Annotated in this window: 13 protein-coding genes; 3 read left to right on the top strand and 10 right to left on the bottom strand. The window is 71.2% G+C overall.

Features of this window, described 5'->3' with window-relative positions:
* Nucleotides 1-11: 11 nt before the first annotated feature.
* Nucleotides 12-2,558 carry an FtsX-like permease family protein gene (locus QTH86_RS06570; protein ID WP_286645472.1) on the bottom strand — a complete coding sequence of 849 codons (2,547 nt, stop codon included), beginning with the start codon at nt 2,556-2,558 and terminating at the stop codon, nt 12-14.
* Between the two features lie 253 nt (nt 2,559-2,811).
* Here QTH86_RS06570 and QTH86_RS06565 point away from each other — a divergent pair, with 253 nt between their 5' ends.
* Together QTH86_RS06565 and QTH86_RS06560 are read left to right on the top strand one after the other, a co-directional pair.
* On the top strand, nt 2,812-3,210 hold the full coding sequence (locus tag QTH86_RS06565) for a helicase SNF2 (RefSeq protein WP_286645473.1): 399 nt from the start codon (nt 2,812-2,814) through the stop codon (nt 3,208-3,210).
* Between the two features lie 111 nt (nt 3,211-3,321).
* Nucleotides 3,322-4,287 carry a threo-3-hydroxy-L-aspartate ammonia-lyase gene (locus QTH86_RS06560; RefSeq protein ID WP_286645474.1) on the top strand — a complete coding sequence of 322 codons (966 nt, stop codon included), beginning with the start codon at nt 3,322-3,324 and terminating at the stop codon, nt 4,285-4,287.
* 4 nt (nt 4,288-4,291) lie between these two features.
* On the opposite strand, the gene QTH86_RS06555 is transcribed toward QTH86_RS06560, so the two are convergent.
* From QTH86_RS06555 to mutL, 5 genes are all read right to left on the bottom strand, one after another.
* Complete coding sequence (locus QTH86_RS06555; protein WP_286645475.1) at nt 4,292-4,939, bottom strand: ABC transporter ATP-binding protein; 648 nt, start codon at nt 4,937-4,939, stop codon at nt 4,292-4,294.
* The gene (miaA, locus tag QTH86_RS06550) at nt 4,936-5,880 is read right to left on the bottom strand and encodes a tRNA (adenosine(37)-N6)-dimethylallyltransferase MiaA (RefSeq protein WP_286645476.1); all 945 of its coding nucleotides are present in this window, start codon (nt 5,878-5,880) and stop codon (nt 4,936-4,938) included. The genes QTH86_RS06555 and miaA overlap by 4 nt, the downstream gene beginning before the upstream one ends.
* On the bottom strand, nt 5,873-7,048 hold the full coding sequence (locus QTH86_RS06545; RefSeq protein ID WP_286645477.1) for a multidrug effflux MFS transporter: 1,176 nt from the start codon (nt 7,046-7,048) through the stop codon (nt 5,873-5,875). Before QTH86_RS06545 ends, miaA begins: the two co-directional genes overlap by 8 nt.
* Nucleotides 7,049-7,158: 110 nt before the next feature.
* Nucleotides 7,159-8,049 (bottom strand): alpha/beta hydrolase, encoded by an 891-nt coding sequence (locus QTH86_RS06540; protein ID WP_286645478.1) that lies wholly within the window; start codon nt 8,047-8,049, stop codon nt 7,159-7,161.
* A gap of 108 nt (nt 8,050-8,157) precedes the next feature.
* Nucleotides 8,158-10,035, bottom strand: coding sequence for a DNA mismatch repair endonuclease MutL (gene mutL, locus QTH86_RS06535; protein ID WP_286645479.1), 1,878 nt, complete (start codon nt 10,033-10,035; stop codon nt 8,158-8,160).
* 39 nt (nt 10,036-10,074) lie between these two features.
* On the opposite strand from mutL, the gene QTH86_RS06530 reads away from it, so the two are divergent.
* Nucleotides 10,075-10,743 (top strand): DedA family protein, encoded by a 669-nt coding sequence (locus tag QTH86_RS06530; protein WP_286645480.1) that lies wholly within the window; start codon nt 10,075-10,077, stop codon nt 10,741-10,743.
* A gap of 140 nt (nt 10,744-10,883) precedes the next feature.
* Here the strand turns inward: QTH86_RS06530 and QTH86_RS06525 are convergent, their stop codons facing one another.
* From QTH86_RS06525 to QTH86_RS06510, 4 genes are all read right to left on the bottom strand, one after another.
* Nucleotides 10,884-11,150 carry a YMGG-like glycine zipper-containing protein gene (locus tag QTH86_RS06525; protein WP_286645481.1) on the bottom strand — a complete coding sequence of 89 codons (267 nt, stop codon included), beginning with the start codon at nt 11,148-11,150 and terminating at the stop codon, nt 10,884-10,886.
* Between the two features lie 119 nt (nt 11,151-11,269).
* Nucleotides 11,270-12,766, bottom strand: coding sequence for an N-acetylmuramoyl-L-alanine amidase (locus QTH86_RS06520; protein ID WP_286645482.1), 1,497 nt, complete (start codon nt 12,764-12,766; stop codon nt 11,270-11,272).
* Nucleotides 12,763-13,242: a tRNA (adenosine(37)-N6)-threonylcarbamoyltransferase complex ATPase subunit type 1 TsaE gene (gene tsaE / locus QTH86_RS06515; protein ID WP_286645483.1), complete on the bottom strand. Its 480-nt coding sequence runs from the start codon at nt 13,240-13,242 to the stop codon at nt 12,763-12,765. The genes QTH86_RS06520 and tsaE overlap by 4 nt, the downstream gene beginning before the upstream one ends.
* Nucleotides 13,243-13,374: 132 nt before the next feature.
* The gene (locus tag QTH86_RS06510; protein ID WP_286645484.1) at nt 13,375-14,445 is read right to left on the bottom strand and encodes an alpha/beta fold hydrolase; all 1,071 of its coding nucleotides are present in this window, start codon (nt 14,443-14,445) and stop codon (nt 13,375-13,377) included.
* Between the last annotated feature and the right edge of the window lie 23 nt (nt 14,446-14,468).

Here is a 14,468-nt window from a genome sequence, read left to right as displayed (position 1 = left end):
TCTACGGATCTCTACCAATCTTCCTTGACCGCCAGCACGGCGTCGCGCCCGGCCGCCGCGCGGCCTGCCAGCCAGGCCGTGAGCGTACCGGCTGCAACGACTGCGGCGCACAGCGCCACGAGGCGCCACCAGGGCACGAGCAGGTCCATCGTCCAGTGGAAGCTCTGCGGGTTCACCACGTGCACCAGCACGACCGACACCGCCAGCCCCAGGGCCAACCCGGCGACCGCGCCGATGGCCGTCCACGCCGCGCCTTCGCCGGCGACCACGGCCAGCACCTGGCGGCGCGTGAAGCCCAGGTGCGCCATCAGCCCGAATTCCTTGCGCCGGGCCAGCACCTGCGCGCTGAAGCTCGCGGCGATGCCGAACAACCCGATGGCGATCGCCACCGCCTGCAGCCAGTAGGTGACCGCGAAGCTGCGGTCGAAGATGCGCAGCGAGGTCGCGCGGATCTGCGCCACCGACGACAGCTCCATCGCATCGCCCAGCCCCGGCTCGTCGGCCGCGAGCTTTCGTACCGCCGCCTGCACCTCGCCCTCGGCCGCGCCGGGCGCGAGCCACAGCGCCACGTCGCTCGCGCTGCGGTCGCCGGTCAGGCGCTCGAAGTCGCGTGCGTCCATCGTGAGGGTGCCGAACTGCCGCACGTAGTCGCGCCACACGCCGGCCACGAAGAACGTCGACGTCGTGCCAAGTGCCTGCGCGAGTGGCGCGAAGGTGGTGCCCGGCCGTGCGCCGTACAGGTCGACCATCGCCTCGCTCACATAGATGCCGATCTGCCCCGCGGGCACCGGCAGCGCCTCGCCGACCAGCGGCAGCGTGCGCGCCGCGCCGCCGTCCTCGAAGCTGCGGCCGATCAGCGAGACGGCCGGGCGTGCCGGGTCGAGCAGCAGCGGGCGCAGCCGCAGCGTGCCGGTGCGCGCCACGCCCGGCAGCTGCGCGAGCCGCTGCACGAAGGCGGGCGTGAAGGCCGCGTCGTCGCCGCCGGTGCTGCCAGTGCTGCCGGCCACGCGCAGGTAGAGGTCGGCCGGCAGCACCACGTCGAGCCACCGCGTGACCGAATCGCGGAAGCTCGCGACCATCACCGTCAGCGCCACCGCCAAGCTCAGGCTCGCGACCACGCCGCTGACGGCGACCGCCGCGGTGCCGCGCATGCGGCGTGCGCGCTCGATGGCCAGCATCGGCAGGACGCGTTGCGCAAAGGCCGGCGCGATGCGGTCGTACAGCAGCGCGATGAGCCAGGGCAGTGCGGTGATGCCGCCCACCAGCAGGAAACCGACCGACACATACGCGGCGACCGGGATGTCGGCGATCGGCGGCAGCCTCGCGAGCACGACGCCGATCGCCAGCAGCGCCAGCGGCACGATCCGCCCGCCGCGCTGCGGCGCCGTGGCGCCCAGGCCCTTGAGCGTCTGCGCTTCCGGCAGCGACTGCGCCGCGCGCGCCGGCCACCAGCCGCCGACGCCGGCTGCCGCGATGCCGAGCGCACCGTAGAGCAGGGCGGCGCTGCTGTTCCAGCGCAGCGTGGGCGCGACGCCCGCGAAGTAGCCGCCGCCGAGATCGCCGCCCAGCACCTTCAGCGCGAACGCGGCCAGTGCCGCGCCGAGCGCGATGCCGGCGATGCTGCCGACCGCACCGAGCAGCAGCGATTCGGCCAGCACCAGCCCGAGCCGGCCGCGCGGCGTGAGGCCCAGCACGCCCAGCAGCGCGAACTGCTGCGCCCGCTTGGCCACGCTGAGCGCGAGCACCGAGAACACCAGGAAGGCGCCGGTGAAGAGTGCGACCAGCGCCAACACCGTGAGGTTGACGCGGTAAGCGCGCGAGAGGTTGCTCACGCGCTCGGCCGCGTCGCCAGGCTCGGCGATGCGCACGTTCGTCGGCCAGCCGGGCGCGGCTTCGAGCGCGCGTGTGAAGGTGGCGCGGTCGATGCCGTCCGCCAGCCGCAGGTCGATGCGCGTGAGCTGGCCGATGCGGCCGAACAGTTCCTGCGCGGCGCCGATGTCCATCACCGCCAGGGCCGTGCCGCCGGCCGAGACGCTGCCGGCGATCTGCACCTCGCGGCGCTGCGCGCCGAGTTGCAGCGTGACGCGTGGCACCGTGTCGCCCAGCGCCGTGCGCGCGGCGGCGTTGAGGAAGACCTGGCCCGGCGCGAAGAGCGAGAATCGCACCGAGCCTTCAGCCGGCACCGGCATCAGCGCGGGCGCAAGCGTCGGCAGCACCAGCGCATCGACACCGACGATGCGCAGCGGCAGCCGCCGATCGCCCATCAAGGCGGTCGCAGAAACCTCGATCACCGGGCTGGCCAGCGCGACCTGCGGATGCCGCGCCACACGCGCGAAGAGTGCCTCGTCGAAGCTGCCTTGCGCGGCGCGCAGTTCCAGGTCGGGTTGGCCGTTGACCGAGCGCACGGCGCTGGAGAACTCGTCGAGCGCCGAGGCGTTGATGAGGTGCACCGAGAAGGCCAGCGCCACACCCAGCATCACGGCGACGACGGCGGCCGCGTTGCGCCACGGGTGATGCCGCAGTTCCTGCCAGGAGAAGGTGAGAAGCAGCGCGCGCATCGCTCGATTGTGGCCCGCCGCATCGGACGCCATGCCGCGATTGTTTCGTTCCCGGGAACACCGTGGTTCCTTTTGGCCCGTGTTGCACGCGGGTGTGCGGCCGACAATTCATCCCAACAGAGCAGCAGACGCAACCGGGTTGAAGACGCTGATCTGGGTGAGCTAGGCACCGAGCGTGGTGGCCGCCCCCATCAAGAGGACGGCGCCCCCCGATACCGGTTCGAAATTCATCCAAACTTTTGAAGGAATCATCATGAAGACCACGCAACTGAAGACCTCGCAATTTCTCGGCGCTGTCTTTCTTTCCATCCTCGGCGTCTCCACCGGTGCCCAGGCCGAAACCTACCAAGGCGTGCAGACCGTGAGCTCGGCGGTGAGCCGTGCCGATGTGGCCTCGCAGGCCCGTGCTGCGGCCCGTGCCGGCGATCAGTTCAGCGAAGCGTCGTACAGCGGTACCGCGCCCGTGGTGAACTCGGGCCTGACCCGTGACGCCGTCCGCGCCCAGGCCAGCCAAGCCGCTCGCCAAGGTGATATCTACAGCGACGCGGCGCTCTATGGGTTCCCGGCACCGACCATCGGGCAGGCCGACCGTGCCGCGGTTCGTGCACAGGCCCGTGAGGCCGCACGCAACACGACGGCCGTGCCGCTCTGACCGGGTCGCCAGCGTCGCTGGTTTCAAACGAGGCCGCCGTCGAAAGACGGCGGCCTTTTTTCATGCCCGGGGGCGTGCACAGCGGCGGAGGTGATCCGCTAAGCTTCCTGCATGATTTCACTGCCCACCTACGACGATGTGGCCGCCGCCTCCGAACGGCTGGCGGGCCACGCCCACCGCACCCCCGTGCTGCGTTCATCCACCGCCGACGCGCGCTGGGGTGCACAGTTCTTCTTCAAGTGCGAGAACTTCCAGCGCATGGGCGCCTTCAAGTTCCGCGGCGCCTTCAATGCGCTGTCGCGCTTCGACGCGGCGCAGCGCAAGGCCGGCGCCCTCGCGTTCTCATCGGGCAACCACGCGCAGGCCGTCGCGCTGTCGGCCCGGCTGCTCGGCATGCCGGCCGTGATCGTCATGCCGCTGGATGCGCCAGCCGCCAAGGTGACGGCCACGCGTGGCTACGGTGCCGAGGTGGTGACCTACGACCGCTTCACCGAAGACCGCGAGGCGATCGCCACGCGCCTGGCGACCGAACGCGGCATGACGCTGATCCCGCCCTACGACCACCCGGACGTGATCGCCGGGCAAGGCACCGCGGCCAAGGAGCTGATCGAGGAGGTCGGTCCGCTCGATGCGCTCTATGTGTGCCTGGGCGGCGGCGGGCTGACCAGCGGCTCGGCGCTCGCGGCCCATGCGCTGTCGCCGGGCTGCAAGGTCTACGGCGTGGAGCCCGAGGCCGGCAACGACGGTCAGCAGTCGCTGCGCGCCGGCCACATCGTGCGCATCGAGACGCCCAAGACCATCGCCGACGGCGCCCAGACCCAGTACCTGGGTGCGTACACCTTCGGCATCATCCGCCGCGACGTCGCCGACATCCGCACGGTGAGTGACGCGCAGCTGATCGATGGCATGCGCTTCTTCGCCGAGCGCATGAAGATGGTGGTCGAGCCGACCGGCTGCCTGGCCTTCGCCGGCGCGGTGGCCGATGCGCCAGCGCTGCAGGGCGCGAAGGTCGGCGTGATCGTGAGCGGGGGCAACGTCGACCTGGCGCGCTATGCGGCCTTGCTCGGCGGCGCCTGAACGCTCACTCGCCGATGCCGTCGGCGCGTAAATGCAGCACGCGATCGGCGCGCGCCGCGGCGGTCTCCGAATGCGTGACGAGCACCAGTGACGCACCGTGCTCGCGCGTCTGCGCGAGCAGCACGTCCATCACCTTGGCGGCGGTGGTGGGGTCGAGGTTGCCGGTCGGCTCGTCGGCCAGCAGCAGGGCGGGGCGGTGCACCAGCGCGCGCGCAATGGCCACGCGCTGCAGCTGGCCGCCGCTCAACTGCTGCGGCAGCCGCGCGCCGAAGCCGGCCAGGCCAACCACCTCGAGCATGCGGGCCACGCGCGCGTCGTCGCGTTGCTTGAGCAGCATCAGCGGCAGCGCCACGTTCTGCGCCACGTCCAGGTGCGGCAGCACGTGGAAGGCCTGGAAGACGAAGCCCACGTGGCTGCGGCGCCAGAGCGCACAGGCCTCGGCGTCGAGCGCGCCGATGTCGGTGCCGTCGTGCACGATGCGGCCGGCGTCCCAGTGGTCGAGGCCGGCCATGCAGTTGAGCAGCGTCGACTTGCCGACGCCCGATTCGCCGACGATGGCGACGAACTCGCCGGGCGCCACATCGAGCGAGACGTCGGCGAAAACGGTCGCGTCGCCATAGCGCTTGGCCAGGCCTTCGACATGCAGGGTCATGGAACTTCCAGGATGCGGTCGACCACCTGCGCGGTGGCGTCCGGTGCCTCGGCGGCGATGACGTGGCGCTGCGGCATGCTGCGCAGCCAGGTGATCTGGCGCTTGGCGAGCTGGCGCGTGGCGGCGATGCCGCGCTCGCGCAGTTCGGGCATCGGGAACATGCCGTCGAGCGCTTCCCAGGCCTGGCGGTAGCCCACGCAGCGCATCGACGGCAGGTCGGGGTCGAGGTCGCCGCGTGCGCGCAGCGCCTGCACCTCGTCGATGAAGCCCGCGGCCAGCATGGCGTCGAAGCGTTCGGCGATGCGGCCGTGCAGCCAGGCGCGCTCGGTGGGCTCGAGCGAGACCAGCAGCGAACAGACGGGTCGACCGGGTGCGGGCTCGGCCCTGCCGGCCGCATGGAAGTGCGATAGCGGCTGGCCGCTGGTGTGCCAGACCTCCAGCGCCCGCTGGATGCGCTGGCTGTCGTTGGGCGCAAGCCGCGCGGCGGTGGGCGGATCGACCTCGGCCAGGCGCGCATGCATCGCGGGCCAGCCATGGGCTGCGGCGTCGGCTTCGAGCATGGCGCGCACGGCCGGGTCGGCTGCGGGCATGGCGTCGATGCCGTCGGCCAGCGCCTTGAAGTACAGCATCGTGCCGCCGACCAGCAGCGGCAGGCGGCCGCGTGCCGCGATCTCGCCGATGAGGCGCGTCGCATCGGCCACGAAGGCCGCGGCGCTGTAGGCCTCGCGCGGGTCGCGGATGTCGATCAGGTGGTGCGGCACCGCGGCGCGCTCGGCTGGCGTGGGCTTGGCGGTGCCGATGTCCATGCCGCGGTAGACCAGCGCCGAATCGACGCTGACGATCTCGACCGGCCGGCGCGCCGCCACGGCCAGTGCGGCGGCGGTCTTGCCTGACGCGGTGGGGCCGGCGATGGCGGCGTAGCGCAAGGCGCGTTCAACCATGCTTCTGCACCACCGTCCACGCCAGCAGCGCCACGCAGACGCTCCAGAAACCCATGCCGTAGGTCAGCGGCAGCACGGTGCCGTCGAGGTGCGTGCCCAGCCAGCCGCCGACACCGAAGACGGCCAGCATCATGACGAAGCCGTTGAGCGCCGACGCTGCGCCCGCCGCCTGCGGGAACGGGCCGACCGCGCCGCTCTGGCCGCAGGGCTGGTGCACGCCGTGGCCCAGCATCATGAGCGTGAGTGGGCCGACGATCGCCGCCGTCGAGTGGATGCCGGCGAAGGCCAGGCCGGCCATCAGCAGCCCGCCCGACAGCGTGAGCACCGCGCCGCGCGCCACGCTGCGGCGCACGCCATGGCGCGCCAGCCAGTAGCGGCAGACAAAGGTGCCGCCGATGTACGACAGCGAATTCCACAGCATCACGAGCCCGTACTGCGTCTTCGTCAGGCCCAGCACCTGGATGAACACGAAGGACGAGGCGGCCAGAAAGGTGAAGAGCAGCGCGTACGACGCGGTCGTGAGCGCGCAGAAGGCCAGGAAGGTCGGGTGGCGCAGCACCGTCGCCCAGGTGCGCACCAGCGTGGCGGGCTGCAGTGCCTGTGGGTCGCGGCGAGCCAGCGATTCGTCGAAGCGCCAGGCGACCAGCCCGAGCGCCACGGCGCCGAACAGCGCGGGCACCAGCAGCGCGACGCGCCAGCCGGCCAGGTCGGAGACCAGCCCGCCGATCGGGGCGCAAAGACATGCGATCACGCCCAGGCCCGTGAGCGCACGCGACATCACGCGCGCGCCGTCGGCCGGTTGGTACAGGTCGCGCACGATGGCGCGGGCCGCCATCACCGACGCGCCCATGGCCGCGCCCTGCAGCGTGCGCCAGCCGATCAGGAGCGCCATCGACGGTGCCAGCGCCGCGCCGACCGCCGCGAGCACATAGGCCGCCAGGCCCCACAGCAGCACCGGCCGGCGGCCGAAGCGGTCGGACAGCGGGCCGAGCACCAGTTGCGACAACCCGAAGGCAAGCAGGAGGGCGGTGAGCGTCAGCTGCGCCTGCGCCACCGGCGCACCGAAGCCGGTGGTCAGCGCCGGCAGCGCGGGCAGGTAGAGGTCGGTGGTGACGGGCTGGATGCCCAGCAGCAGCGCCAGGGTGAGGACGACCAGGGCGGGCGGCATGCCGAGGGCAGGCCGCGCGCTGGATGAGACGGCCGGTGCAGGCGAAGAGGGCGGCATGCGCCAGAGGGTAACAAATGACACGCACCCCGGGCGGGGCGTGGTCGGCGCGCTCAGATGGCGTGCGCGTTGTCGCCGGCGACGTCGGTGGAGCCCGGCGGCTTCATGCGGAACAGCTGCGACAGGGCCGCCCGGTACTGCGCCGCGCCGACCGAGTTGGTGTTGTGGTGCGAGCCGCCCTCGACCAGCACGAACATCTTGGGCACCTTGGCCGCTTCGTAGAGCTTGCGGCCCAGCGTCGGGTTGATCAGGCTGTCGGCCGTGCCGTGCACCACCAGCAGCGGTGCGCCGATGTCCTTGACCTTGCTGATGGCCTCGAAACGCTGGGTGATGAGCGCGCTGAAGGGCAGCCAGCCCCACTTGAAGCTGCCCACCACGTCGGCGATCGAGGTGAAGGTGCTCTCGACGATGGTGCCGCTCTCGTCGTTGACGCTGGCGGCCAGGTCGATGCCGATGGCGCCGCCCAGCGAGTGGCCGAAGATGTAACGGTGCTGCTGCGGGTGGCGGGCGGCCAGCCAGGTCCAGGCGGCGCGGGCGTCCTCGCGGGCGGTGGCTTCGGACGGCAGGCCGGCCGAGCTCTTGCCGAAGCCGCGGTAGTCGATGGCCAGCACCGAGAAGCCGAGGTCATGCATGCGCCGCATGCGCGGGGCCGAGCCGGCCACGTTGTAGCGGGCGCCGTGCAGGTACAGCAGCACGGGGGTGTCGGCCGTTTCAGGTGCGCCGCCCAGCCAGAGCCCATGCAGGCGGGCCGGCTCGCCGGTGACGTTGGACTTGAAATCGATCCAGACGTGGTCCATGCCCTCGGTCATGGCCTCCGAATTGCCCCAGCTGCGGTCGCTGGGCTGGAAGATCCACTCGCGCTGACGCTCGTCGAGCGTCGAGCAACCGCCTGCCAGCAGGGCGAGGGCCGCGGTGGCCGTGGCGAACAGGGACCAGTGTTTCATGCGTGGGCAGACAGACAGGCGATGACGTCGGAAAGTTCCGACAGGGAGCCCATGCAACGTGCGTGCCCGCTCGTCCGATGACGATCGGAAACCCCGATATAACTATTGTTACCGGCCGCGCAGGAAAAGCCCGTCGAGCTCCCGCACCGAGAGCTGGCGCCAGGTCGGACGGCCGTGGTTGCACTGGTCGGAGCGCTCGGTGGCTTCCATCTGCCGCAGCAGGGCGTTCATTTCGTCCACGGTCAGCTTGCGGTTGGCGCGCACCGCGCCGTGGCAGGCCATGGTGCCGAGCAACTCGTTCTGGGCGCGCTGGACCACGGTGCTGGCGTCGTGCTGGGCCAGTTCGGCCAGCACGCTGCGCGCCAGCTCCACGGGGTCGCCATCGGCCAGCGTCCCCGGCACGGCGCGCACCGCCAGGGTGCGTGGCGAGAAGGGCGTGATCTCCAGCCCCAGCGTCGGTAGCACCCCGGCGCAGGCCTCGGCCGTGGCGACTTCCTGGGGGGTGGCGGCAAAAGTTGCGGGAATCAGCAAGGGCTGGCTGCTGATCGCGGCACCATCGAGCTGGGTCTTGAGCCGCTCGTAGACGATCCGCTCATGCGCGGCGTGCATGTCGACAATGACCAGGCCCTGGGCGTTCTCGGCCAGGATGTAGATGCCCTGGAGCTGCGCCAGGGCACGGCCGAGCGGCCAGACCGGGGCGGTCTCCGGGTCGGGCGCTGGCGCCGCCGGGGTGCCGGCGGCGGGCGTTCCGGGGACGAGGTCGGCCCAGGTCCGTGCGGTGACCGGCGCCGCCGGGGCTGCCGCGGGCGCGCCGGGCCACATCGCGGCGGCGTCGCCGGTGCCGCGCTCGGCGGCGAAATGCATCCGTGGCTGGGTCCAGGCGGGCAGGGCCGGTGCCGGGGCGGGCTGGGGAAACAGGGTGGCGGCCGCCGGCGTTTCGGCCTCGCCGGCGCGCGGCGCGGCCAGCGCCTTCTCGACCGCCTGGCGCACCGCCTGGTGCACCTCCCGGCCGTCGCGGAAGCGCACCTCGATCTTGGTCGGGTGCACGTTGACATCGACCCGGGCCGGGTCGATGGTCAGGTACAGCGCATACACCGGCTGGCGCTGGCCGTGCAGCACGTCTTCGTAGGCGCTGCGCACGGCGTGGTTGAGCACCTTGTCGCGCACGAAGCGGCCGTTGACGTAGAAAAACTGCTGATCGCCGCGCGCGCGCGCCGCGTCGGGAATGCCGGCACGGCCTTCGACGCGCACCGCGCCCAGCAGGTGTTCGACCGAGACGCTGCGCGCGACGAAGTCGTCGCTCAGCGCGTCGGCCAGGCGTGGGTCGCGGGCGGCGGTGGCGCGCCATTGCTCGACCAACTTGCCTTCGTGCCACACGGCGAAACCGACGTCCGGCCGCGCCAGCGCATGCCGGCGCACGGCCTCGACGCAGTGCGCGAGTTCGGTGGCGTCGGTCTTCAGGAATTTGCGCCGGGCCGGCGTGGCGTAGAACAGTTCCCGCACCTCGACCGTGCTGCCCACCGAACGCGCTACCTGACGCAGCTCGCCGGTGCGGCCGTCGAGCGCATAGGCCGCGTCGGCGCCCCGGGCGCGCGAGTGCAGCGTGAGTTCGGCGATCGAATTGACGGCGGCCAGCGCCTCGCCGCGGAAGCCCATGGTGCCGACGGTCTCGAGGTCGCCTAGGCTGGCGATCTTGCTGGTGGCGTGGCGGCGCAATGCCACCGACAGTTCGTCGCGCGGAATGCCATGGCCGTCGTCTTCCACCGAGATCAGGCGCACGCCGCCGGCCGACAGCCGCACCGTGACCTGGGTGGCGCCCGCGTCGAGCGCGTTGTCGACCAGCTCGCGCACCACGGAGGCGGGCCGCTCGACCACTTCGCCGGCGGCGATCTGGCTGATCAGCTCGTCGGGCAACTCACGGATGGGGCGGCGGGCGCTGGCGTCGCCGCCGGGTGGAATGGGCAGGGAAGAAGGAAGGGCACTCACCGGGGCATTCTAGAAGTCGGCATCGGGATAATGCGCCGCATGGACATCGTGCACTTTCTTCTGGATTTCATCCTCCACATCGACAAACACCTCGAGGCCTTCGTGATCGCCTACGGGCCTTGGGTGTATGCGCTGCTCTTCGCCATCGTGTTCGTGGAGACGGGCGTGGTGGTCATGCCCTTCCTGCCAGGCGACTCGCTGCTCTTCATCGTCGGGGCCTTGTGCGGCATCGGCCTCATGAGCTTTCCCATTGCCTGCGTGGTGCTGACCGCGGCCGCCATCCTGGGTGACCAGTGCAACTACAGCATCGGCCGCTATTTCGGGCCGAAGGTGTTCCAGTGGGAAGACTCGCGCTTCTTCAACAAGAAGGCCTTCAACCAGGCGCACGGCTTCTACGAGCGCTATGGCGGCGTGACCGTCATCCTCGCGCGCTTCATGCCCTTCATCCGCACCTTCGCGCCCTTCGTGGCCGGCGTGGCCGAGATGAACCGCGCCAAGTTCACGATGTTCAATGTCGTCGGCGCGCTGATCTGGGTGCTGGGCATCGGCACCGCCGGCTACTTCTTCGGCAACCTGCCGCTGGTGCGCGAGCACCTCGAGAAGATCATCTGGGGCCTGATCCTCGTGCCCGGCCTCATCGCCATCTTCGGCGCCTGGCGCGCCGGCCGCGCCGAGAAGGCGCGCGCCGCAGCGCAACCTCAACCCTGACCCCCAAAAGAAGAAAGCGCGCTCGAGGCGCGCTTTCGACTGTTCCAGAGATACCGCGGAACCGGCTCCGCCGGTCCGCTGGTATCGCCCCCGGTGAGGGGGTGGGCGGCTACACGCAGTGAGCCAACCTGGGGGAGAGGCTAGTACCGGGGGCCGTTGTTCGGGTAGTAGGACCGTTGTTGGTTGCGTTGGTCGGCGTTGCGGCCGACTTCGTTGCCCACCAGGCCGCCGATGGCCGCGCCGCCGACGGTCGCCGCCGTGCTGCCGCCGATCGCATTGCCGATCAGGGCGCCGCCGACGGCACCGCCCGCCACGCCCAGTTGCTGGTTGGGGCCCGTGCCGGCGCAGCCGACCAGGGTCATGAGGGAAGCGGCAGCCGCCGCGCTGATCCAGAGACGTGTCTTCATGGTGTCCACCTTTCGATGATGTGATGACGCCATTGTCTGGACCGGCCGGGCGAACCCTGTAGGAACAAGCCGCCGCTGCCTGCGCGACGGCGCGCGCCATCGCTGCGGGACAGGCTGGCTCACAGCTGACGGCTGCGCGCCAGCGGCGGGTTCTGCGCGAAGTAGCGCTGGATGCCGCGCATCAGCGCATCGGCCAGGTTCTCCTGGTACTGCGTGCTGCGCAGCTTGGCTTCCTCGTCGGGGTTGCTGATGAAGGCGGTTTCGACCAGCACGCTCGGGATGTCCGGCGCCTTCAGCACCGCGAAACCGGCCTGCTCGACGCTGCCCTTGTGCAGGCGCGCCCCGATGTTGCGGATCTCGCCGAGCATCGCGCTGCCGAGCTTGAGGCTGTCGTTGATCTGCGCGGTGGTGCTCATGTCCAGCAGTGCGCGCTGCACCTGCACCTCGTGCTCGCCGACGTTGAGCCCGCCGACCTTGTCGGCCTGGTTCTCCTTGTTGGCCATCCAGCGCGCGGCGCTGCTGGAGGCGCCCGACTGGCTCAGCGCGAACACGCTCGCGCCGCTGGCCGCCGGCGTGGTGAAGGCGTCGGCATGGATGCTGACGAACAGGTCGGCCTGCACGCGCCGCGCCTTCTGCACGCGCACGCCCAGCGGCACGAAGAAGTCGGCGTCGCGCGTCAAGAAGGCGCGCATCGGGCTGCCGTTGACGCTGGACGCGTTGATGCGCTCCCGCAATCGGTGCGCCACCTGCAGCACGATGTCCTTCTCGCGGGTGCCGGCCGGGCCGATGGCGCCCGGGTCTTCGCCGCCGTGGCCGGGGTCGAGCGCGATGATGATGATGCGGTCGGTGCGGCTGGCGGTGGCCGTGGCGGGCGGTGTGTTCGTCGGCACGGGTGGGGCGGCCGGTTTCAGCGGCGCGGTGGCCACCACCGGCGGCAAGGTCGGCGGCGCGACCAGCGACGGCGCCCCCGAGGTCTGCGGTGCCGGGCGGGCCGACTGCTGCGCCATCAGGTCACCCAGCGGGTCGACGCCGGGCGGGGCCGCGCGCGTGGGGGCAGGCGGCGCACCGAGCGTGGCCAGATCGCGCGGCGCGATGCCCGCCACGGCGGTGTCGCCGCTGCCTGCGCGGGGCGCATCGCGCAGGCGCTCGGCAATCAGCGCCTCCATCGGGTCGACCGGACGTTCCGGGTACAGGTCGAGCACCAGCCGGTGCCGGTACGCGGCGATCGGCGCGAGCGAGAACACCTGCGGCTGCACCGCCTGCTTCAGGTCGAACACGATGCGCACCACGTTCGGTGCGAACTGGCCGACGCGCAGTCCGTTGATGAAGGGGTCGCCGGGCTTGATCTTGCCGACCAGGTCGCGCAGCGCCGGGTTCAGTTCGATGCCCTGGATGTCGACCGCCAGCCGCGGCGGGCTGCCCACCGTGAGCTGCTGGGTCTGCAGCCGGCCGTCGGATTCGATGGTGACGCGCGTGTAGTCGTTCGCGGGCCAGACGCGCACCGCCATGATGGTGGCGCCGCGTGCGATCTCCTGCACGCCCAGCAGCAGCACCAGGCTGCCGGCCTTCAGGAAGGTCCGGCGCGGCGATGGGGTCGAGTGCTGTGCCTTCGTCATGCGGCAGCGGTCGCCAGCAGCGTGTGGCCGCGCGGCGTGCCGGCGGTCAGTTGGACGGTGCGGGTGTCGTCGGTCATGGCTTCGATCCTAAGGGTGAGGTCCGCGGGCGGCAGATGGCCCGCGGCGTTGTCCGGCCACTCCGCCAGCTTGAGGCCGGGGCCCGCGAAGAGGTCGCGAAAGCCCGCGTCTTCCCACTCGCGCGGGTCGCTGAAACGGTAGAAGTCGAAGTGAAAGATGGGCAGGCCGTCGGGCGCCTCGTGCGGCTCGACGACGGCGTAGGTCGGGCTCTTGATGCGGCCGGTGATGCCGAGCGCGCGCAGCAGGTGCCGCACGAAGGTGGTCTTGCCGGCGCCCAGGTCGCCCTGCAGCGCGATGAAGGCGTCTCGCAACGCCGGGCTCGCCGCGAGCGCGCGCGCGAAGGCTTCGGTGTCGGCTTCGCCGTGCCACGTGAGGGTCGTGCTGGAAAGGGAGCCCACGGGTCGTCCTGGTAGGAATGAGGGATGGTTGCCTGGCGCTTGGAACTGCTCCAGCCGGTCCCCATCCCCAGGCAGTTCGGACGGTCACCGCTCGGAGCGCGGTACTTCGGTCCAAAGCTTAGCAGCACGGCGTCAGGCGGCATCGCGGTCGCGTACCTGGACGATGGCTTCGGCCCGCGTGCGCACGCCGAGCTTGTCGAAGATGCTGGAGACCTGGTTGCGCACGGTCTTCTCGCGCTTGCGGAGCTGGCGCGCGATGGCCGAATTGTCGAGCCCCGCCACCACCAGGCGCAGGACCTCGCGCTCGGCCGGTGTCAAACCGGCCTCGCTGGCGGCGGCGTCGGCCGCGGGCATCGCCGCCATCTGCAGGAAGCCGGCCACCTCCGCCAGGAAGTGCGGCCACGCGGGCTCGCTGTCGAGCAGCACATGGTTGTCGCTGTCCAGCGGAACGAAGCGCGCGCCCGGAATCAACGCGGCCAGCTGGCGGCCTTCGTCGAACGGCACCCGCGCATCGCCCCGCGCATGCAGGACCAGCGTGGGCACCTGCAGGCGACACGCCAGATCGGACACGTCCACGCGATGGAAGGCCTCGAGCGTGCGCGCCGCGTTGTCCGCGCTCGACGTCAGTCGCTCGAGCTCGTTCCACCACTGGTGCTGCGCCGGTGTGCCGCCCGGAATGAAGAGGTTGGTGAACACCTGCCGGAAGGCCGGGTTGTCGCGTCCCCAGCCCAGCCGGATCAGGTTCACCAGCGTCTGGGCCTCGAGCCGGTCCTTGTCGCCCGTGGCGCGCACCAACGCCCCGCGTGCATAGGCGCCCACCAGCACCAGGTGCGACACCCGCTCGGGATGGCGCAGCGCGTAGGCGACGGCCACGGCGCCCCCCTGCGACATGCCGATGAGCGGGAAGCGCCGCAGCTTGAGGCTGTCGACCACCGCTTCGAGGTCGCCCACCCAGGCATCGAGCGACAGGTCGGACACCTCGCGGTCGGACAGGCCGCAGCCGCGCTGGTCGTAGCGGATGTAGGTGTGATGGCGTGCGAGTTCGGCCAGCCAGGGGCGCCACACCGGGCTGGCCTGGTCGTGCTCGACATGGCTGAGCCAGTGCGCGGCGCGAACCAGCGGCGGACCGGAGCCGACCGATGCGACCGCGATCCGCGTGCCGTCCCTTGCCGTGCAGAAGCGGAGCGTCTGGCGGAACTGCATGCCGCATTATCCGGCGCCAGGCT

It is taken from the genome of Variovorax sp. J2L1-78 (genome assembly GCF_030317205.1).
GTDB lineage: Bacteria > Pseudomonadota > Gammaproteobacteria > Burkholderiales > Burkholderiaceae_C > Variovorax > Variovorax arabinosiphilus.
The sequence above is the reverse complement of the archived record's forward strand: the minus strand, read 5'-3'. Positions and strand labels throughout refer to the sequence as shown.

What these genes read in the sequence shown, in the direction of transcription:
- QTH86_RS06570 (WP_286645472.1), bottom strand. Translation starts at nt 2,558, where the DNA reads ATGCGCGCGCTGCTTCTCACCTTCTCCTGGCAGGAACTGCGGCATCAC.
- QTH86_RS06565 (WP_286645473.1), top strand. Translation starts at nt 2,812, where the DNA reads ATGAAGACCACGCAACTGAAGACCTCGCAATTTCTCGGCGCTGTCTTT.
- QTH86_RS06560 (WP_286645474.1), top strand. Translation starts at nt 3,322, where the DNA reads ATGATTTCACTGCCCACCTACGACGATGTGGCCGCCGCCTCCGAACGG.
- QTH86_RS06555 (WP_286645475.1), bottom strand. Translation starts at nt 4,939, where the DNA reads ATGACCCTGCATGTCGAAGGCCTGGCCAAGCGCTATGGCGACGCGACC.
- miaA (WP_286645476.1), bottom strand. Translation starts at nt 5,880, where the DNA reads ATGGTTGAACGCGCCTTGCGCTACGCCGCCATCGCCGGCCCCACCGCG.
- QTH86_RS06545 (WP_286645477.1), bottom strand. Translation starts at nt 7,048, where the DNA reads ATGCCGCCCGCCCTGGTCGTCCTCACCCTGGCGCTGCTGCTGGGCATC.
- QTH86_RS06540 (WP_286645478.1), bottom strand. Translation starts at nt 8,049, where the DNA reads ATGAAACACTGGTCCCTGTTCGCCACGGCCACCGCGGCCCTCGCCCTG.
- QTH86_RS06530 (WP_286645480.1), top strand. Translation starts at nt 10,075, where the DNA reads ATGGACATCGTGCACTTTCTTCTGGATTTCATCCTCCACATCGACAAA.
- QTH86_RS06525 (WP_286645481.1), bottom strand. Translation starts at nt 11,150, where the DNA reads ATGAAGACACGTCTCTGGATCAGCGCGGCGGCTGCCGCTTCCCTCATG.
- QTH86_RS06520 (WP_286645482.1), bottom strand. Translation starts at nt 12,766, where the DNA reads ATGACGAAGGCACAGCACTCGACCCCATCGCCGCGCCGGACCTTCCTG.
- QTH86_RS06510 (WP_286645484.1), bottom strand. Translation starts at nt 14,445, where the DNA reads ATGCAGTTCCGCCAGACGCTCCGCTTCTGCACGGCAAGGGACGGCACG.